At 69.6% G+C, this 21063-nt stretch carries 9 protein-coding genes and 1 pseudogene; 5 read left to right on the forward strand and 5 right to left on the reverse strand.

Translation table 11 applies throughout. From position 1 onward, the window contains the following. The first annotated feature begins 1 nt into the window (after window position 1). Window positions 2-316 carry a hypothetical protein gene (locus tag ABD981_RS27115; RefSeq protein ID WP_338058621.1) on the forward strand — a complete coding sequence of 105 codons (315 nt, stop codon included), beginning with the start codon at window positions 2-4 and terminating at the stop codon, window positions 314-316. Here the strand turns inward: ABD981_RS27115 and ABD981_RS27120 are convergent. Continuing rightward, entirely contained in the window at window positions 304-4062 is a 3759-nt protein-coding gene (locus tag ABD981_RS27120) for an FG-GAP-like repeat-containing protein (protein WP_165590881.1), read from the reverse strand. The genes ABD981_RS27115 and ABD981_RS27120 overlap by 13 nt on opposite strands. Window positions 4063-4578: 516 nt before the next feature. On the opposite strand from ABD981_RS27120, the gene ABD981_RS27125 reads away from it, so the two are divergent. After that, window positions 4579-11253, forward strand: coding sequence for a polymorphic toxin-type HINT domain-containing protein (locus ABD981_RS27125; RefSeq protein ID WP_131723810.1), 6675 nt, complete (start codon window positions 4579-4581; stop codon window positions 11251-11253). A 124-nt stretch (window positions 11254-11377) separates the two neighbouring features. After that, window positions 11378-11698: a hypothetical protein gene (locus ABD981_RS27130; protein WP_131723811.1), complete on the forward strand. Its 321-nt coding sequence runs from the start codon at window positions 11378-11380 to the stop codon at window positions 11696-11698. 134 nt (window positions 11699-11832) lie between these two features. On the opposite strand, the pseudogene ABD981_RS38955 reads toward ABD981_RS27130, so the two are convergent. From ABD981_RS38955 to ABD981_RS27155, 3 genes and pseudogenes are all read right to left on the reverse strand, one after another. Beyond that, a pseudogene (locus tag ABD981_RS38955) lies at window positions 11833-13147 on the reverse strand (tyrosine-type recombinase/integrase). 257 nt (window positions 13148-13404) lie between these two features. After that, window positions 13405-15462, reverse strand: coding sequence for a phosphocholine-specific phospholipase C (locus ABD981_RS27150; RefSeq protein WP_046905720.1), 2058 nt, complete (start codon window positions 15460-15462; stop codon window positions 13405-13407). 242 nt (window positions 15463-15704) lie between these two features. Continuing rightward, a complete protein-coding gene (locus ABD981_RS27155; RefSeq protein WP_046905721.1) occupies window positions 15705-16121 on the reverse strand; it encodes an organic hydroperoxide resistance protein in 417 nt (138 codons plus the stop codon). Between the two features lie 119 nt (window positions 16122-16240). Here ABD981_RS27155 and ABD981_RS27160 point away from each other — a divergent pair, with 119 nt between their 5' ends. Next, complete coding sequence (locus ABD981_RS27160) at window positions 16241-16729, forward strand: MarR family winged helix-turn-helix transcriptional regulator (protein ID WP_123954116.1); 489 nt, start codon at window positions 16241-16243, stop codon at window positions 16727-16729. Between the two features lie 100 nt (window positions 16730-16829). On the opposite strand, the gene ABD981_RS27165 is transcribed toward ABD981_RS27160, so the two are convergent. Further along, a complete protein-coding gene (locus tag ABD981_RS27165) occupies window positions 16830-17483 on the reverse strand; it encodes an NAD(P)H oxidoreductase (RefSeq protein ID WP_046905723.1) in 654 nt (217 codons plus the stop codon). A 156-nt stretch (window positions 17484-17639) separates the two neighbouring features. Here ABD981_RS27165 and ABD981_RS27170 point away from each other — a divergent pair, with 156 nt between their 5' ends. After that, complete coding sequence (locus ABD981_RS27170; RefSeq protein ID WP_123954117.1) at window positions 17640-21038, forward strand: AfsR/SARP family transcriptional regulator; 3399 nt, start codon at window positions 17640-17642, stop codon at window positions 21036-21038. Window positions 21039-21063 lie beyond the last annotated feature (25 nt).

Consider the following 21063-nt stretch of genomic DNA (forward strand, 5'->3'; position numbering starts at 1 on the left):
CATGATCGATAACGAGCAGGGCCAGGATGAGGCGGCAGCGGCGCGCCGATGGTGGCTCGGGGTCGTCGGGTTTCTCGCGGGACTCGTCGTGTCGATCGGCTTCTTCGCCTTCTTCCCCGGGCTCCCGCACGTCATCGACTGGGGCGCGATTCTCGTCTCGCTCGCCGTCGGTGGAGTAGTCCGGTGGGCCGTCCAGAAGCGAGCGAGCCGACAGAAGAGGCACTGCCCCGGCACCGTGCGTACGGTGCCGGGGCGGCTGTCGTTTCAGGAGTGCGCAGGGGGCGTTCGCTACGAACCCGTCGGCTATCCGAAGTAGAGCACGCCTTGCTTGTCCTGCCTGAGGTAGCTGGCCCAGCCCTGGCTGTAGGGGCTGGGGCTGCCTCCGTCGAAGTAGGTGCCCATGTTCTTGCGGATGTTGACGTCACCGTAGATGTCGTGGACGACGAGGTCCGCCTTTCCGTCGGCGTTCGCGTCGGCGAAGTAGAGGCGGCCCTGGCCGGCTTGGCCCAGGAAGTTGGACCAGTACTGGGTCATGATGGTGCCGGCGTCGAAGTAGGTGCCCATGTTCTTGCGGACGCTGACGTTGCCGGCGGTGTCATGGACGATGAGGTCGGCCTTGTTGTCACCGGTGATATCGGCGAAGTAGAGGCGGCCCTGGCCGGGTTGACCCAGGAAGTTGGACCAATGCTGGGTCATGATGGTGCCGCTGTCGAAGTAGGTGCCCATGTTCTTGCGGACGCTCACGTCTCCGAGCTTGTCGTGGACGATGAGGTCGGCCTTGTTGTCACCGGTGACATCTGCGAAATACAGGCGGCCGGGCTCCTCCGGCTGTCCGAGGAAGTTGCCCCACTTGGCGCTCATCAAGGTGCCGGTGTCGAATCCGGTCCCGGCCCGGTCGTTGCGGCGGACGATGATCCTGCCGTCGGTCCCGTGGGAGACGAGGTCCTTGGTGCCGTCGCCGTTGATGTCGGCGAAGTAGAGCAGTCCCTGCTTCGCTCCGAGATCGTCCTTGCCACCGCGGTACCAATTCCAGCCCCAGCTGACAGCCGTGCCGGTGTCTTCGAACTTCGGCTTCGAGTCGGTACCGAAGGTCTGGCGGTGCACGGAAACGGTGCCGTTGGTGTTGTGGACGACCAGGTCCGCCTTCATGTCTCCGTTCATGTCCGACTTACCGGGGGTTCCGCCCGCGACACCGGGCGGCAGGGCCTGGTTGACCGAGTAGGCGGGACCGAAGGCGTTGCCATCGGCGCCGGGCACCTTGCCGAGCCAGGCCACCACCGAGTTGTCGGCCTTGCGTGCCCAGAGGTCTGCTATGCCGTCGGCATTGAAGTCGCCCGAGGAAGAGATTGTGGGGAAGTCGGCGGCCTTGAGCCCTGAGCCGATCTTCACGCGCTGGCTCGGGACGCCCCAGGTGGCGAGGTCGAGTCGGCCCTCTGCCTTCTTGCCCAAGGTGCGGAAGAGGTCGCCTGTGACATTGTTGCGCAGCCACAGATCGGGTACGGAGTCGCCGTTGGTGTCTCCGGGAGAGATCACCGTGAACTGGTCCCAGTCGTCGCCGCCGACGAGGGTGGGGATGGCGAGCTTTTCACCGTGAGTGGGGGTGACGTACGCCCACAGATGCTTCCCCTGCTTGACCAGGAGGTCGATGTCTCCGTCCCTGTCCCCGTTGACTTCGGCCGAGACGATCTGTTCGGCGTTGGACCAGTGATTGTTGCTGGTAGGGCAGTTGACGCCGTCAGGCTGGGTGCACCGGACGGTGAGCTGCACAGGGTCCTTGTCGACCACGCCGTAGCCGAGATTGCGATACACCCAGAGCTTCTTCGCCTGGTTGCCGTTGGGGTCGGGTTCAAGGGACACGAGGTCGTTGGTTCCGCTCTGGTTCCATGTGCCGCCGGTCACGACCTGGCCACCCGATTGGACCGTCACTCCGCCGCCCAGGGCCTTGGAGAACCGCCCATTGCCGTAGCCGGCATAGGTGAGCAGCCCGTTGTTGGAGTCAAGGGTCCAGATGTCGCGGAAGTCGTCGCCGGTCAAGTCGTTCGCAATGTCCTCAGTGCGCTTGCTGTTGGCGTACATGAGATAGCTGGCGCTCGGGGAACGGTTGCCTGCCGCATCCACGCTGTAGGCGTAGACGAAGTGAGGCCCGGCGCTCCTGGGAGTCAGCGTGACGGGGACCTGAGACTCATCCACGTCCTTCGTGTCCGGATCGTCCTTGACCGCCGGGGCGTCGCCGCGGTCACCCCAGCTCGTCTCGTAGACGTAGTGGTCCACATCGGGAACACCGTTAGGAGTCAGGAAGAACTGGCCGGGCGAGCCACGGAAGCCGGTGTTCTCGGGCCAGCCGTCGTTGCCCGGCGGGTAGAGGTACGACGTGATGCCCGGCGGGTTTCCCGGCACGGTGCGATCGACGGAGAACTTGCAGGTGCTCGACCAGGGAGAGTAGGCGTTGTCCTGATCCTTGGAGCGCACCTTCCAGGTGTAGGCGCCGGTCGGCAGCGAGGCGTCGGGAACGGCGAGGGTCGCGACTCGACCCTTCAGAGCCGGGATGGTCGTTGCGACGACTGGTGTGGTGGTCCCGGACTTGAAGACCTGGAACTCTGCCGTGAGGTTGCCGGCATCCCGGTCGTCGACGCGCGCGAACAGGCTCACGTGCACGTTGGGGATGGCGCCGCCCGTGGCACACGTGGTGCGGGGGTTGGTGCCGAGGCCAGTGGGTGCCTTGGGCGGGAAGTTGTATTCGGTCTCCAGGACGGCGGTCTTGGCATCGAACTTCTTCCAGCCGTTCGTGTCCCCCTCGTCGCCCGCGTACAGCCCGAGATTGAGGCTCGCCCAGTTCTTGGCAGCGGCCTCACGTACCTTGGAGGTCACGTCGAACTCGAGGTTGCCGGGGGCACAAGGGCCCCAGCCTTTCTCGTCGTAGACGGTGAACAGCGGATCAGTCCCGATCCGCGCAGGCTGGTTGTTCCACGTTGTCTTGGGCGAGATCGGGCCGACGTGCCAGATCTGCACCGGCGTCTTCTTGCCGCACTGCCACGACCAGGTGTTCTTGATCCGGAAGGTCGACTTCAAGACCTGGGAGCCGCCGATCTCATCGGTGTCCAGCTGGAAGAACGAGCGGGACAGGCCCTTGGTGTCGTCCTCATAGCCGACTCGGACGACCTCCTTGGTGTTCCAGAAGGAGGTGTTCGGATAACTCCGGTAAACCCGCGTCCAGTTCTGCTGCTTGCCCCAGGTCCACGACGGGTCGATGAAGACGGGGTACTGAGTGTCGGCGCCCGTCAGGAGCTGCTGGTCGGGCTTGATCTCCAGACTGTCGCCCGTGACGGTCGTGGGCATGAGGGCGTCCTGGGCGCCAGGCGCCGGCTCGAACGCGTCATCCGCAGCGCCCTCATCGGCCGCGCTGGCACTGAAGGCTGTACGAGCGGCAGGGGTGGTGCCAGAGGACACCGTCGTAGAGTCCCACATCATGGGCGACGGACTGGTGAAGACGACCTGGTCGGCCGGGTTGACCGCCGTCACACTGCCGGTGTCCGGGTCGGTGGCAACATCGAGGCCGACGGTGTCCAGCTTGAAACGAAGGGCGGCCAGCTCGGGATTCTGAGCGGCCTGCGCGGTCTTGACGACCAGCAGCTGCGAGAAACCCTCGACGTCCGCCTTGAGCTGGAGATCGACCCCAGGCAGCACCTCGGCGTAGGTCGCGACGTTCTCGGCGAGAACCGGCCTGGGCAGTGGCTTCGGCCACGTCAGGGACAGCGTGCGACCATCCTTGACGCCGGTCAGCAGCGGCCCGTCGCCGCCCCCCGAGAAGCTCACCGTGATGGCGGTCGCCTTCGAGGCGACCTGACCGTCCGCGGTGAACTCCAGTGTGGGATCGGTCGGGATCCAGGCGTTGTTGCGCAGCATCCGCACGGACGTCCCGTGCTGCTTGACGATCCACTTGCCGTCGGGCTGGGCCCAGGTGTCGGTCGTCTCGGTACGGGCGGACTCGAGCTCGAAGGGCTGTCCGGTGGTGGCAGCCTGTTCCAGGGCGTAGTCCTCTTCGCTGACCCTTCCGGTGGTCACCGGATCAACCCAGCTGGCCGGCTGGAGAGCGTTATCCGCCGCGCCCCCCGGGAGCGCAGCAGTCAAGGGCACAGGTAGAGCCCCGGCCAGAACCCCCCGCGTGAGGTGGCTTACCCACCCCTGTCTGAAAAGCAATCGATTTGGCGCGAACATGCCCCGCCCCTCCCCCAACTTGTTGCTTCGAAATCGGCGCCGACTCTACAGGCGGGGAGTGACAAGTGCCTGATCAATTCTTCGGGGAGGCGCGGTGGGCATGGTGTGTTTGAGGTGTAAAGGCGGGCTTATGTGACACCTCGCGGCGCGCCCGGACGGCACGCCCCTATCCCCGTCGACCTGGGACTCTATGGGACAGCTGCGAGACATTGGGTGGTTTGAGGCCTTTGTGGACAAGTGTATTCAATGTCGAAAATTATTCTTGCTGCATTACTTCGCGACCTCCCTGTTAGGGTGCCGTGGGGTTAATGGCATTCAGTAATTGGGGGGTAAGTGAATAGAATCCGCACGCGCGGATGGGCCGTGGCATTGTCCGCGGTGATGGCGGTGGGGCTGCTGCCGTCGACATCCGTCGCGCTTACGGAAGGGCCCGGTCTCAGCACCTCGCTGCCGGGCCTGAAGCAGCCGAAGCCGGTGCCCGTCGTGCCCCTGGGCGCCGGCGACGACGTCAAGCGGCCGAACGACGCGGCGGCCAAGGCGGCTGCGCGTGCCGTGTGGCCGGCCGCCGGGGCACAGACCGTGCCGGTCGAGGGGGCGGGGGCACTGCTCCCCAAGTCCGCGGCGGTCGGCACCCCGCTGCCGGTGACGGTGACGGCCGTCGCGGAGAAGGCTTCGAAGGCCGCCCCGCTGACCCGGGCCAGGATCTCGGTCGAGCCGCGGGCGAAAGCCCAGAAGGCCGGAGTTGACGGACTTCTGCTGTCCGTCGGCAGGGCCGACGGGGTGGCGGCCGGCGGGCGGGCCCGCGTCACGGTCGACTACGCGGCCTTCAAGGACGCCTACGGCGGTGACTGGGGGGCCCGGCTCAAGCTGGTGCAGCTGCCGGCCTGTGCGCTGACCACGCCGGACAAGGCCGCCTGCCGGGTGGCGAAGCCGCTGGCGACTACGAACGATACGAAGAACCAGAAGCTCAGCGCGGTCGCTCCCGTGCCTGCCGCGAAGGGCACAACGGCCCTCGCGCCGACGGCGATGACCGTCCTGGCCGCGACCGCCGGTGCCAGCGGACCCACCGGCACCTTCAAGGCAACCTCCCTCGAGGCCTCGGGCGCCTGGAGCGCCGGCGGCGCCACCGGCGCGTTCACCTGGAGCTATCCGGTGGGCACGCCCGCGGTACCGGGCGGCCTCAAGCCCGACGTGACCCTCGGCTACAACTCGCAGGCCGTAGACGGCCGTACGGCAGCGAGCAACAACCAGGCGGGCTGGATCGGCGACGGCTGGTCGTACGAGCCGGGTTACATCGAGCGTCGCTACAAGTCCTGCGAGGACGACAAGACCGGCGGGACGAACACCGCCAAGGTCGGCGACCCGTGCTGGTACACCGACAACGCCACCCTCTCGCTCGGCGGCAAGACGACGGAGCTCGTCTACGACGCCACCAAGGGCTGGCACCCGGTCTCCGACGGCGGAGAGAAGATCGAGAAGCTGACCGGAGCCAGCAACGGCGACCTGGGTGCCGCGGGTGCCAAGGGCGAGGGCGGCACCGGTGAGTACTGGAAGATCACCACGCTCGACGGCACCCAGTACTACTTCGGCCGCAACCGGCTGCCCGGCTGGGCGACCGGCAACCCGGAGACCAACTCCACCCTGAACGCGCCCGTCTTCGGCAACCACGCGGGCGAGCCCTGCTACAACGCCTCCTTCGCCGCCGCCTGGTGCCAGCAGGCCTGGCGCTGGAACCTCGACTACGTCGTGGACCCGCGCGGCAACGCCATGGCGTACTTCTGGAAGAAGGAGAAGAACAACTACGGCCGTAACACCAACCCGACGACCGGGGCGTCGACGAAGACGTCCTACGACCGGGGCGGCTACCTGGACCGCGTCGAGTACGGCCTGCGGGACGGATCGCCGTACGCTGCCAAGGCCATGGGGAGGGTGACCTTCACCTCCGGTGACCGCTGCGAGGCCGCCAGCTGCACCTTCGACGCGGCGAACTCCGCCAGGTGGCCGGACACACCGTTCGACCTGTACTGCGCGGACTCGGCCACGGAGTGCAAGTCGCAGATCTCGCCCAGCTTCTGGTCGAACGTACGCCTGAAGACGATCGCCACCCAGGTCCTGTCCGGTGGGGCGTACAAGGACGTCGACAGCTGGGAGCTGACCCAGACCTTCCCGCCGTCGGGCGACGGCATCTCCAAGCCCATGTGGCTGGCCGGCCTCTGGCGCAAGGCCAAGGACGGCGCCGCTACCGCGGACGTGCCCCCGATCACCTTCGCTGGTGAGCAGAAGCCCAACCGAGTCGACAACCTGGGCGACGGGCTGGCCCCGTTCATCCGGCTCCGCATGTCGAAGATCACCACGGAGACCGGCGGAACGACCGGCATCTGGTACCACGCCCCGGACTGCACGAACACCACGCTGCCGCCGCTGGACGCGACGAACGGTACGCGCTGCTTCCCCGTCAAGTGGGAGGCCGAGGGATCCACACCGAAGCAGGACTGGTTCAACTCCTATGTCGTCAGCCGTGTGGTGGAGGGCGACAACGTCTCGGCCACCCCGGATGTGACCACCGAGTACAGCTACGTCGGCGGCGCCGAGTGGGCCAAGAACGAGGACGAGTTCACCAAGGCGGAGTACCGGGAGTACTCGGAGCCGCGCGGCTACTACCTGGTCCAGACCCGCAAGGGTGCCGGCCTCGACCCCCGCACGCTGAGCGAGACCCGCTACTTCCGCGGGATCGCAGGAGCGGCGGTGAAGAACACCGCCGGCGTCTCCGTGACCGACCGGAAGCCGTTCGCCGGAATGCCGCGGGAGCGGGTCACGTACAACGGTGACGGCGGCGCGTTCGTCGGCTCCACCTCGTACACCCCCTGGATCTCGCCGAGTGCCACGGCGGCCCGTACCCGTCCGGGGCTTCCCGACCTCGAGGCGTTCATGACGGGCACCGAAGGCGAAGAGACGCGCACCGCCGTCACCGGCGGCGAGCGGACGACCCGCACGGTGCACGGCTTCGACGAGTACGGGCTGGTCAAGACCATCACCGACCTCGGCGACACTGCGCGGGCCGGCGACGAGAAGTGCACCGAGCTCACCTACGCCCGTACGGGTTCCTCGGCCATCCTGGACAAGGTCGCGCGGGCCGAGACCTACGCCGTGGCCTGCGCGATGCCGGTCTCCAAGCCCGACGACATCGTCGACGACGTCCGTACGTACTACGACGGCAAGGCCCTGGGCGAGGCCCCGACCAAGGGTCTGGTGACCAAGGTCGACCGCATCAACGGCAAGGGTGACGGCTACGACGTCACGTCCTCCGTGCCCAGCACCTGCGGGGCAGACGGCAAGCAGCTCTGCTTCGACGTGTACGGCCGCCAGCTCGCCGCCGCCGACGCGTACGGCGCCGTGACCCGTACGGACTTCACTCCGCCCACGGGCGAGGTGCCGACCGGTACGGCCGTGACCAACCCGCTCCTGCACAAGGTCACGACCGTCCTCGACCCCCGGCGCGGCCAGCCGACCAAGATCACCGATGCCAACGGCAAGGTGAAGTCGATGGCCTACGACCCACTCGGCCGCATCACCAAGGCGTGGCTGCCGACGCGTTCCCAGGCCACCTACCCCACGTCGCCGAACTTCCAGTTCAGCTACCTGGTCCGCACCAACGGGCCGATCGTCACGACCACCCAGTCGCTGAGCCAGGACAACAAGTACAAGACCGGCTACAGCTTCCAGGACGGTCTGCTGCGCACCCTCCAGACGCAGCAGGACTCCCCGGACCGCGCCGGACGGCTCATCACCGAGCAGTTCTACAACTCGCGCGGCGAGGCCGTCGCCGATTCCGGCAGCTACTACGCGACCGGGATCCCGGAGCCCAACCTGGTCACCGGCCAGCAGACCATGTACCCGTCCTCGACCGAGACGCTGTACGACGGCGCCGGACGCGTCACCGCGGTGATCGCCAAGCGGTACACGGTCGAGACCAAGCGCACGACGACGACGTACACGGGGGACACGACCACCGTCGTCCCGCCGGCCGGCGGCACGGCGACCACCACCGTGGTGGACGCGCTGGGGCGAACCACGGAGGTGAAGGAGTACACGAACGCCGCGCGGACGGCGTCGCAGTCCCTGTCCTATGCGTACGACAAGCGCGGTCGGATCGAGAAGGTCACGGACGCGAGCGGGGCGGAGTGGTCGTACGGTTACGATGTCCGTGGTCGGCAGACCGACATCAAGGACCCCGACAAGGGCAACGCGCACACGGACTTCGACGTGGGCGACCGGGCGACCGACGTCACCGACGCGCGTGACATCAAGCTGCACACGGACTATGACGCTCTGGGCCGTCCCACGACTCTGAAGAAGGGGGCGAAGCCCCTCGCTGAGTGGACGTACGACGCGACGGGCTCGAAGGGCCTGCCCGCGAAGGCGACACGGTACGACGAGGACGGCAACGCCTGGGTCACCGAGACCAGCAGCTACAACGGCCTCGACCAGCCCGGTCTGACGAAGTTCACGGTTCCCGCGACGGAGACGGGGCTGGCGGGCACGTACGAGTGGTTCACGACGTACAACCCGAACACCGGCCAGGTGACGGACGTCGAGCAGCCGGCGATGGCCGATCTGCCGTACGAGATGGTCAGCACCGGCTACACGTCGGTGACGGGTCTGCTCGACACGGTCAACTCCGATGACCACGCGCTGATCTCGAAGGTCACGTACGACCACTACGGGCACCCGACCCGGACCGAGTACAGCGAGTTCGGCCGCCATGTGTGGACGAGCAACGAGTACGACGAGCACACGGGCAACCTGACCCGTTCGTACACCGACCGGGACACGGCGCCCCAGCGCATCGAGGACACCGCCTACACCTACGACCCGGCCGGCAACATCACCAAGGTCGCCGCGGCCTACGGCCAGGACGCGGCGCGTACCACCGACACCCAGTGCTTCCAGACCGACGCCCTGCGCCGGATCACGGAGGCGTGGACCAACACGGGCACGGACTGCGCGGCGGCTCCGTCGGACGCGGTGGTCGGCGGCCAGGACGCGTACTGGACCAGCTACACGTACGACGCGGTCGGCAACCGCAAGACGGAGGTCCAGCACAAGACGCCGACCGGTCCGACGGAGGACACGACCCGCACCTACGCGGATCCGGCCAAGGGCAAGCACGATCTGCCCTCGGTGACGCAGACGGGCGGGACCGCGCGTACGGACGCCTACACGTACGACAAGGCCGGCAACACCGCGACCCGGAAGATCGGGGACGCGGACCTGGAGACCTTCGACTGGGACGACGAGGGGCACCTCAAGTCCACGACGAAGGTCACCGACACGACCGAGTACCTCTACGACACGGCCGGGGCGCGCCTGCTCCGCCGCGACTCGACCGGTACGACGCTGTACCTGCCTGGCGGCAACGAGCTGCACAAGGACAAGAACGACAAGGTCACGGGCACCCGCTACTACGGTGACTACGCCGTGCTGAAGGGCGGCAAGCTCACCTTCGTGCTGGCCGACCAGAACGGCACCAGCACCACCCAGATCGCCCACGACGCACCGCAGGTGGTCACCCGCCGCAAGACCACCATCTTCGGCGGCCCGCGGGGCACCCAGCCCACCGACTGGCTCGGCGACAAGGGCTTCGTCGGCGGCACGAACGACGCGGACACGAGCCTCGTCCACATCGGCGCCCGCGAGTACGACCCGGTCACGGGCCGCTTCATCAGCGTCGACCCCCTCCTCGAACTCGAGAAGCTCCAGACCCTGTCGGGCTACAGCTACGCGGCCAACAACCCGGTCGCCTTCTCCGACCCGACTGGCCTCGGGCTGGACGACGGGACGGGGCACACGGAGCGGGAGGACGGAAAGTCGGGGCAGGGGGACGGCAGGCCACGCCACAGCGTGGGCGGCGAGCCCACGGTGAACGACGCTGCCGCCAACACCAATCCGGTGAACCAGACCGAGGACTTCATCAGCACAACCGCCAGGAAGCACCTCGGAACGAAGCGATACGCCGAGTGGAGGCAGATCTACAAGCGGAACATCACCCACTTCACGGGGTGGGACCCGAGCGAGCAGGACCTGATGGCCGCGGCTGCCAATTCCTGCTGGGGTCGTGGCTCCTACTCGTGTCCGCCTGTGTTGCAGGAGATCTTCCGAGAAGTCGAGATCCAGCGCCTGATAGCTGTGGCCCAGGAGACCGGCGCGTTCGAGGGCGGCTCGCGCATCCCCGGCTCTCCGAGCGGTCGCTCGGGCGGCAAGATCTCCAAGGGCGCCGGGTGCGGAAGGTGTTTCCTCGCGGGCACAGATGTCCAGATGGCCGACGGTTCCACCAAGGACATCGAAAAGATCGTCGTCGGCGACGAGGTGCTGGCGACCGATCCGTACTCGGGGGAAACAGGTGCGCGCAAGGTAACGCGGCTCATCGTCACTGATGGCGACAAGCTATTCAATGATCTGACCATAGCGACGCCTACGGGCCCAGAACATGTCACGGCCACATACGAGCACCCGTTCTGGTCGGTGTCGGAGAGGCGGTGGGTTAAGGCCGAACACCTGGCGCCTGGGATGACGCTGCGGACGGACGCCGGTGCCGAAGTCGCCATCACGGCGAACCGGCCCTTCACGCGCCGTACGCGTACTTACAACCTCACGGTTGATGGGCTGCATACGTACTATGTGCTGGCGGGGGCGACGCCAGTGCTGGTGCACAATGCCGGGGGCAATGGGCCCGAAGTTCCGGGTATCATCCAGCAGCGCATTGCAGAAATCCTGGCCGGGCAAGCGCAGCCAAGGCTGAATGGTGATCGTACGGGCCCTGACAGGTTTGAGGTAAGAACGGGCCGCAACAACCCAACCCCTGGCGCGCACGCGCGAAAGTGGGGCCCTTCATCTCCGGGTGCCAATGATGCGGCATTGATCTACGACATGGGTGACGGCGAGAATAGATATCGGATTCTCGTGAACCGCCACGGTGACGTCGGCTGGGTGGACAATCACAACTACCGAAACATCAGAGTTTACACTCCGGGATGCTAATCTCGTGAGAGATTCACCTGGCTTCGCCGGATGAATTGATCGTTGTGTTCTGTGTGAGGTCGGCCGGATTATTCTGTCCGACCTCACGCGCACGTCAGGCGCCCATCACTGTTTGGAGTATTGGATGGAGCGGATTACCGAGGGTCAGATTGCACGTCTGGTCTCGTTCGTATATGCAAGAATCTCGGATGCCGATGCGCTGCAAGAAGAGGCGCGTCGCACTGTGGCCGCCCTGCGTCTGGTTGCCGACAAACAGGTTGCTGCCGTTCGCTATTTTCGGGCCTCTCCCTCTAGCGGCGCTGCAGTAGCTGAGCACGCAAATGCCTCGTGGAATCTTCTCGTCTCTATCGCACGCGTTTGGCGAGACCACTCCGAGTTTCCGATCGACGCCGCGATGGAGACGTTCGAGTTCGACGCTGAGAGCCCTCTGATGCCGACAAAGTAAGTCTCGATTCGTCGGGTTACTCACGCATTCCCATCCCGCAACTCTCGCGCTGGACAGCCAGCAAAATTGAAGCCCCGTCAGGTACGTCCTGGCGGGGCTTTTGCGGTGGGTGACGGCAGTAGTTGACGGCAACGTCAGTGGACGGTAGTTCCGCACAGCGGCAGGTTGTCGCGGGTCGACTCGTCCCTGACTGCACCGTCAAGGGCGGTGCTGAGGGTGTCGATGGCGTCGCGCTGGAGGCGGAGCCGGACGTGGGCGTAGACGGTGGCGGTGACGCCGATGTGGGCGTGGCCGAGGAGTTCCTTGATCACGACGAGTTCGACGCCTTCTTCGTCTGCCAGCTCAGCCCACGCGATCAGTTCCTCAAGCGCTACAACGAGGGGCTGGAGGAGATGGCGGCTCAGCGCCGGGCGGACGAGGAAGCGGTGTGGCTCAGTGGAAAGAGCGACGATGAGGTAACTGCGGAACTTGCCGCCGCCGAGGAACGGTTCGCCAAGGCCGGCACCGAGTTCGAAGCAGCCACCGCCCACCGTGACGCGATGCGCGCCGTCATGGAGCAACGCAAGCGCCTCAGCGGCAACTACAGCCCCGAAGAGACCGTAGCCAAGGCCCAGCGCCTACACGACCGGCTGAACGAAGGCAGACGTCGACGCTGAACCGGCCGCACCTGGCGGAGGCGCAGCACGCGACGCAGCACGCGGTGAGCTGTTCAGAGTTTCTTTACTTGATCAAGGCGGCCCGCTGACGCGGCCCGCGCGCGCTCCGGCCCTGCGGGGCCGCCGCCCGCTCCTGTCTCCGCCCCGCTTGGCGACGACCCCGCCGGTCCGGGCGCGCAACAACCCGCAGCAGCAGACTGTTCTGGGGCTCTGCCCCAGACCCCGGCCCTCCCTCCGAGGGGCAGGGGGCGATGTTGCGGGTCAGTTCGTCTTCGCGGACAGCGTGTTCGAGGGCGGACTTGAGGACCGAGTGCACGTACATCACCGTCGAAGGGGACAACTGCTTCTGGCAGCACTCGCCGATGGCGCAGCACCGATTTCGTTCGGTGTCCAGGCCCTGGGTGCAGCACTGGCAGGTGGTGCGGAGCCGGTCGAGGAAGGTGCGTACGTCCTTGGCGGTGAGGCGGGCGATCTTCTTGGTGCCGAGGCCGGGGATGAGGTGGAGGCGGACGCAGGCGGCGTAGCGGGTGTGGGTGTTCTCGCGGAGCCGGTGGACGGCGACGCTGCCGAGCCAGTAGGTCAGATAGTCGCCGACGGTGCTGTCGGCGGTGGCGACAGGGAGACCGCGGTTGCTGTTGGCGATCTTCTCGGCGAGTTTGTCGGCGGCTTCACTCCGCGTGCTGCAGTAGACGCGGACGCGTTTGCGGGTGCTGCCTGGGGCGAGGGTGTATCCGACGGGTTCCCAACGGCTGTCTTTGCGTTGGAGACGGTTCCGCCCCCGGTTGGCGCGGATGCGGTGGACTCGGCAGCCAGCTCCCTGCGGCTTTGTGCGCCCCTGGACGGTGGTTGACGCCCTCGGAATGGGTAGTCGCCAGGCTGGTGTGGGTGGTCCTGCGGATCCCGACGGCCAATGATGCCGGGCAGAAAGGGTTCGCGAAACGGCGGCCCCGACGGGTGCGTGTCTGTCGGGGCCGCCCTCGTGATGCTTAGCTGGGAGGCGCCACGGAGGTTTGCTGTGATGGCCCCTGCCGAGCAGTGAGACGGGGACGATCAGTACGTCAGGATCCCAGGGTCCGAGACGCCCGTCGCGCCCGTTTCCACGTGGCCCGCCAGGCGGCGGAGGAAGTCCGTGTTCGACGAGGACGTGATCGTCACGTCGTACCAGCGGGCGGAGGCGGTCAGGTCCAGGGTGCGGGTGACCGTCGAGTTCTTCGGGACCGTCACGGTCTGCGGGGCGCCCGCGTAGGCGGAGGTGATCGTGAGGGTCGCGTCCGTGGCCGTCGGGTTCGTGAAGGTCAGGTCCAGGTTGCCCGTCGTCGGGTTGTGGCGGGCCGTGATCTCCGGGGTCGCCGTCTTGCCGGGGGAGCGGAAGCGGCGGAGGAAGCCGTTGGGGCCGTGGACCGTGAGGTCCGTGAGGGTCTTGCTGTACTTGGTGTTCCAGGTGTCCGCGATGGACTTGTTGGCTTCCGCCGTGTACGTCCACGGGGCGTCCGTGCGGTTCGCCGAGGTCACGTAGAACTGGGCGCCCGCCGACGGGCCGCCGCTGAAGGTCAGGCGGTAGGTGCCGGCCGAGACGTCCGCCGCGCCGTCCACGTACGGGGCGTACTTCAGGGGGCGGGTGGGCTTGCTGCCCGGTTCCTGGCGGGGCATCGTGCCTACGGCCGGGGCGGTGGCCAGGAAGTCGGAGTGGCGGTTCTTGTCCGGGGGGTAGTAGCCCGCGGTGGGCGGGAGCGTGGGCTGCCGGGTCTGGGTGCGCGTGAAGTCGAAGGCCGAGGTCAGGTCGCCGCAGACCGCGCGGCGCCAGGGCGAGATGTTGGGCTCGCGGACGCCGAAGCGGGACTCCATGAAGCGGATGACCGAGGTGTGGTCGAAGGTCTCGGAGCAGGTGTAGCCGCCGGTGGACCACGGGGAGACGACGATCATCGGGACGCGCGGGCCCAGGCCGTAGGGGCCGGCCGCGTAGCCCGTCTTGCCGCCGAAGTAGTCGAGGGCGGTGGGGGTCGTCGAGAGGCCCTGCGCGGCCGAGCCCGGGGCGTACGGCGGGACCACGTGGTCGAAGAAGCCGTCGTTCTCGTCGTACGTGATGAACAGGGCCGTCTTCGCCCACACGTCCGGGTTCGAGGTCAGCGCGTCCAGGACCTGCGAGATGTACCAGGCGCCGTAGTTCGAGGGCCAGTTGGCGTGCTCCGAGAAGGCCTCGGGGGCGGCGATCCAGGAGATCTGCGGGAGGCTCCCGGACTGGACGTCGGCCCGGAGCCTGTCGAAGTAGCCCTCGCCCGCCTTCGCGTTCGTGCCGGTGCGGGCCTTGTCGTAGAGCGGGTTGCCCGGCTGCGCGTTGCGGTAGGTGTTGAAGTAGAGGAGCGAGTTGTCGCCGTAGTTGCCGCGGAAGGCGTCGTTGATCCAGCCCCACGAGCCGGCCGCGTTCAGGCCGTCGCCGATGTCCTGGTAGATCTTCCAGGAGACCCCGGCCGCCTGCAGGCGCTCCGGGTAGGTGGTCCAGCCGTAGCCCGCCTCGGCGTTGTTGAGGACCGGGCCGCCGCCCGTGCCGTCGTTGCCGACGTAACCCGTCCACATGTAGTAGCGGTTGGGGTCGGTCGCGCCGATGAACGAACAGTGGTACGCGTCGCAGATGGTGAAGGCGTCGGCGAGCGCGTAGTGGAACGGGATGTCCTCACGGGTGAGGTGCGCCATCGTGGCCTTGGTCTTGGCCGGGATCCAGTTGTCGTACTTGCCCTTGTTGAAGGCGCTCTGGCCGCCCTGCCAGTCGTGGTTCAGGCCCTGGAGGTACTCCATCCCCAGCTTGTCGCTGGTCGGCCGGAAGGGCAGGGTCACCTTGCTGCCGTCCGACTGGTTCCAGACGGACTTGCCGCTGGGCAGCGTGACGGGGCGCGGGTCACCGAAGCCCCGAACGCCCTTCATCGCACCGAAATAGTGGTCGAAGGAACGATTCTCCTGCATCAGGACGACGATGTGCTCGATGTCCTGGATCGTGCCGGTCGATCCCTGCGCCGGTATGGAGGCGGCGCGGGCGATGCTGTCGGACAGCATGGTGAACGCGGCGGTGCCGCCCGCGAGTTGCAGGAAGCGGCGGCGGTTGAGGTCAGCCATGGGGGAGTTGTCCTCCGAGGGTGGGGATGGACGGGGTGGGGACGCGCCGGCCGACGGGCACCGGCGCGGGGCGCCCCAAGGAGAGCGCCCCCGAACCACCGCCCGGCGGCCGTCCCATGACTGCCCGCCGTACGGCAGGCGAATCCCCCGTGTCTCCACATGAACGACCACATGCGAACGCCCTCCATGCGCGAAAAGCGCACAGAGGGCGTTCACTTGCGAACAGGGGGTGGAGGGCGGTCCTACTCGACGACGAGCTCGACCTTGATGTTGCCCCGCGTCGCCTTCGAGTACGGGCAGAAGGCGTGGGTCTTCTCCAGGAGGGCCGTGCCGGCCTCGCCCTGCAGGTGGTCCGGGAACTCCGCGCGCATCACGACGGCCAGGCCGAAGCCGCCGTCGGACGGGTCCTTGCCGATGGAGACCTCGGCGGTGATCGAGGCGTCCGCGATGTCGATCTTCTCCTGGCGGGCCACCACGCCCATCGCGCTCGCGAAGCAGGCCGCGTAGCCGGCGGCGAAGAGCTGCTCCGGGTTGGTGCCCTGGCCGTTGCCGCCGAGGGCCGCCGGGTGGGCGAGGGGGAGGTCCAGGTGGCCGTCGGAGCTGACGGCGCGGCCCTCGCGGCCGTTGGCGGTGGCGACTGCGGTGTAGATCGCGTCCATGGGTGTTCCCGTCCGTTCTGTCCAGGGTCTGCGGCGTGCTGCCCTCATATTTGTAGCGCGCTATTCAGTTGTGCACAACTTAATCGCGTGTGATGCGGGTCTCCCGTACCCTGGGTCCCATGGACGGACGCACCACCGACGCACCCGCCGACGAGGACTTCCTCCGGCTCGACAACCAGATCTGCTTCTCCCTGCACGCCGCCACCCGCGCCTTCAACGGCGTCTACCGCGGCGCGCTCAAGGAGCTCGGGCTCACCTACCCCCAGTACCTGGTGATGCTCGTCCTCTGGGAGCACGGCGAGCTGCCCGTCAAGGGCATCGGCGAGCGGCTCCGGCTCGACTCCGGGACCCTGTCCCCGCTGCTCAAGCGGCTGGAGGCGGCCGGATACGTCGAGCGGCGCCGCAGCGCCGAGGACGAGCGGTCCGTCACCGTCCGCGTCACCGGCGACGGCGCCGCCCTGCGCGAGCGGGCCCTCGGCGTGCCGCGCCGCATCGCCGCCGCCACCGGGCTCGAACTGGAGGAGATCGTCGGACTCCGCGACCGCCTCAACGCCCTGGCCGTCCGGCTCGACAGCGTCGACCCGGACGACCTCACCGCCTGCCTGTGAGCCGGGCCGCCGGCGGGTGAGCGGGGTCGCCCGCCGGTGAGCCGGTGACTCGCCCCTGTCGGACGGTGGTCCCGCCGGTGACCCGCGCGTACCGCGGGCGCTAGCCGACCCTGGCCGCCTCCTTCGGCGTGCCCAGCGTCGCGTCGAGCGCCGCCTCCGCCTCCGTCAGCAGCTCCGCCACCCGGGCCGGCCGCGCCTCCGGGGCCAGGCCGGACAGCTCCGTGCCGTACAGGGTGCTCACCGTGGAGTCCTCGATCCCGCAGTACGCGGAGATCCCGTGCCGGAGGGTGCGGTCGAGGATGTCCGTCATGCCGAGTTCCCCGATCTCCGCGGCCGTCGCCCCCATCAGCGGCAGCCACACCATCCGCTTGGCCGCCAGCCGCGGACGGCTGCGGCCGTAGGCGAAGCCGTAGTTCCACACGCGGTCGATCCAGCCCTTCAGCATGGCCGGCGGGCCGAACCACCACACGGGGAACACCACCAGGACGTCGTCGGCCGCCAGGATGCGGTCCATGTGCGCGTGGACCTCCGGCGAGTACGTCTTCTCCCGGTCGGTCCAGTCCGGCTCGTCCTGCGGCCGGAGTGCCGGGTCGAAGCCCTCGGCGTACAGGTCCATCACGTCGACGGTGCCGCCGGCGCCCTCCAGCCGGGCGCGCAGCCGGGCGGCGACCTGCGCCGTGAGCGAGTCCGGGCGGGGATGGGTGAGGACGAGGAGGGTGTGGCGGGGGGAGGCGGGAGAGGCGAGGGTGGTCATGGGGGCGGGTCCTTCCGGAGTGGGTGCCGTGAGGCGGTGCGTGCTGCGTCGTTCTTCGGCGACTCTCCTCGCCGGGTGTTCGGGTCCTGCTCGGGTTCTGTTCGGGCCGGTCCGCGTCCTGATCAGGGGCCCTGGGCGCCGGGTTACGGTGGCCGCATGCGATTCGGGGTGCTGGGGGAGACGGCCGTACGGACGGCGGACGGGCGGCCGGTCCGGGTCCCGGAGCTCAAGGTGCGCGCCCTGCTCGCCGTCCTGCTCGCCGAGGCCGGCCGGCCGGTCGCCGTGCACCGGCTGGTCGACGCCCTGTGGGGCGAGGAGCCGCCCGGCAACCCGCCGCGCGCCCTCCAGGCCAAGGTCTCCCAGCTGCGGCGCGCCCTGGAGGAGGCCGAGCCCGGCGGGCGGGAGCTCGTCGTCACCCGCGCCCCCGGCTACGCGCTCCTCGTCCCCGAAGGGGCCCTGGACGCGGAGCGGTTCGCCGGGCTCTCCGGCGCCGCCCGGGTCGCGGAGGATCCGCGTCGGCGGATCGAACTCCTCTCCGAGGCGCTGGAGTTGTGGCGCGGACCGGCCTTCGCCGACCTCGCCGACGGGGTCGCGGAGCCGTTCGTGCGGGCCACCGCCGAGCGCCTTGAGGAGGAGCGGCTCGTCGTGCGGGAGACGCTCGCCGAGGCGCGCCTGGAGGTGGGCGAACACCACGCCCTGGCGGGGGAGTTGGGTGAGCTCGTCGCCCGCCACCCGCTGCGCGAGCGGCTGCGGGCCGTGCAGCTGAAGGCCCTGTACCGCGCGGGGCGCCAGAGCGAGGCGCTGGCCGGTTACGAGGAGCTGCGCGCCCTCCTCGCCGAGGACCTGGGGCTCGACCCCAGCCCCGAACTCGCCGCCCTGCACGCCGCGATGCTCCGCCAGGACCCCGCGCTGTCGGCCGCGGCGGAACGGGCCGCACCCGGCCCCGCGCGCGGCAACCTCCCCGTACCGCTCACCGGGATCGTCGGGCGGGACGCGGCCGTCGCCGAGGTGCGGGAGCTGCTGCGGGAGCGCCGGCTCGTCACGCTCACCGGGCCCGGCGGCGTCGGGAAGACCCGGCTGGCCCTGGAGGCGGCCGGCGGGCTCGGCGCGGAGTACGCCGACGGGGTCTGGCTCGTCGAGTTCGCGGGGGCGGGCGGGGAGCTGGCCGAGGTCGTGGCCGCCGCGCTCGAACTGCGCGACGACGGGGTCCGCGGGGCCGGGCCCGAGGGGCGGCGCCCGCCCGGCGCGGGGGAGCGGCTCGCCCAGGTACTGCGCGGCCGGCGGACGCTGCTCGTCCTCGACAACTGCGAGCACGTCGTCGACGAGGCCGCAGCCCTCGTCGAACTGCTGCTGCGCACCGCGCCCGGCCTCACCGTGCTCGCCACCGGCCAGGAGCCCCTGGCGCTGGCGGGCGAGACGCTCTGGGCGGTCGAGCCGCTCGACGCGGAGGGCGCGGTCGAGTTGTTCGCCGCCCGGGCCGCCGCCTCCGCGCCCGGCTTCGTCCTCGACGACGCCTCCCGGGAGGCGGTCCGGGGCATCTGCCGCCGCCTCGACGGCATCCCGCTCGCCCTGGAACTGGCCGCGACCCGGGTCAGGGCCCTCGGGGTGAACGGGCTCCTGGAACGGCTCGACGACCGGTTCCGGCTGCTCGACGCGGGGCAGCGGGGCGCGCCCGCCCGGCAGCAGACCCTGCGCGCGGTCATCGACTGGAGCTGGGACCTGCTGAGCGGACCGGAGCGGGTCGTGCTGCGCCGGCTCGCCGTCCACGCGGAGGGCTGCACCCTGCCGGCCGCCGAAGAGGTCTGCGCGGGCGGGGGCGTGGCCGCCGGGGAGGTGCTCGGGCTGCTGGTGAGGCTGGTGGACCGTTCGCTGGTGGTGGCCGTCGACGGCGAGGGCGGGCCGCGCTACCGGCTGCTTGAGTCGGTCGCCGCGTACTGCCTGGAGCGGCTGGCGGACGCGGGCGAGCGGGACGCCGTGCGGGCCCGCCACCTCGCGTACTACACCCGCCTCGCCGAGGCCGCCCGCCCCGCCCTCCACGGTCCGGACCAGCGCGCCTGGCTCGGCCGCCTCGACGCGGAGACGCCGAACCTGCGGGCGGCCCTGGAGCGGGCGCTGGAGCGGGCGCCGGCGGAGGGGGCCGATGCGGCGGCCGCCGGGGCCGCGCTGCGCATCGTCGACGGTCTCGCCTGGTACTGGATCATGCGCGGGCGGCTCGGCGAGGCCCTGCGTTCGGCGACCGCCGCGCTGCGGTCGGCCGGGGAACCACAGGCCGCCCCTCCTCCTTCCGCGTACCCCGACCTCCCGGACCTCCCCGCCTTCCCCGGCCTCCCCGCCCTCCCGGACCTCCCTGCAGTCCCCGACCTCCCCGCCTTCCCCGCCTTCCCCGGTCTCCCCGCCCTCCGTGCCCGCGTGGCCGTCTGGCGCACCGGTCTCGCCATCATGGGCGGCGACGGGGCCGACCGGCAGCGGCGGATCGCCGAGGTGCTCGCCGGGTTCGACGCGGTGGGCGATCCGGCCGGCCGGCCGTGGGCCCGCTGGTTCCTCGCGCACGCGCTCTGCGGCACCGGCGGCCGGCCGGAGGGCGGCGGCCTGACCGGCGCGGCGCTCGACGGGTTCCGCGCGGCCGGCGACCGGTGGGGCGAGGCCGCGGCGCTCGCGGACCGCTCCGTGCAGCGGCTGCTCGGCGGCGACGTGACGGGCGCGGAGGCGGACGCCGAGCGGGCGGACGCGCTCTTCGCCGAGGTGGGCGACGCCTGTTCCCGGCTCTGGACGGTGTACCCGCGGGCGGCCGTCGCCGAGATCCGCGGGCGGTACGAGCGGGCCGACGGCCTCAAGCGGGCCGCGCTGGCCGAGGCGGAGGGCCTCGGACTCACCACCGAGCTGCCCGATCTGCTCACCGGGATCGGCCGCACGGCGCTGCTGCGCGGGGACCTGGCGGAGGCGCGGGCCTACCACTCGGCCGCCCGGGAACGGGCCGTCGAGGTCGGCTTCCGCGCGGGCGAGATCAACGCGGTGCTCGGGCTCGGGCTCGGCGCGCGCCGCGAGGGCCGGGCGGAGGAGGCCGAGGGGCATCTGCGGGAGGTCCTCGACTGGCACCGCGAGGTCGGCCTCGACTGCGCCAACGCGCTGGTCCTGGCCGAGCTGGGCTTCGTCGCGCTGGCCCGCGGCGAGACGGCGGAGGCCCTGGCGCTGCAGGAGCGGGGGTACGCGAGGGCGGCCGCCTCCGGTGACCCGCGGGCGGTCGCGCTGGCCCTGGAGGGCCTGGCCTCGGCGCAGGTCCCGGCGGGCCGGGCCCGGTCCGCCGCGCTGCTCCTCGGCGCGGCGGCGGAGCTCCGCCGGGCCACGGGCGCGCCGCTGCCTCCGGCGGAACGCGGCGACGTCGACCGCACGGGGACGGCGGCCCGCGCGGCCCTCGGCGAGGCGGACTTCGGCACGGCCTTCCGGCGCGGCGGCGTGCTGCCCGCCCGCCCCGGTGCCGGGGCGCTCCTGGTCCCGGCACCGTCCGTGTGCGAGGGGGCGGGGGCGGCGTCGGGAGCCGGTGAGGGGTCCGGCTGAGCCCGTGGGCTCCCCTCCCTTCAAG

This window comes from Streptomyces showdoensis (genome assembly GCF_039535475.1).
In the GTDB taxonomy this organism is placed as follows: domain Bacteria; phylum Actinomycetota; class Actinomycetes; order Streptomycetales; family Streptomycetaceae; genus Streptomyces; species Streptomyces showdoensis.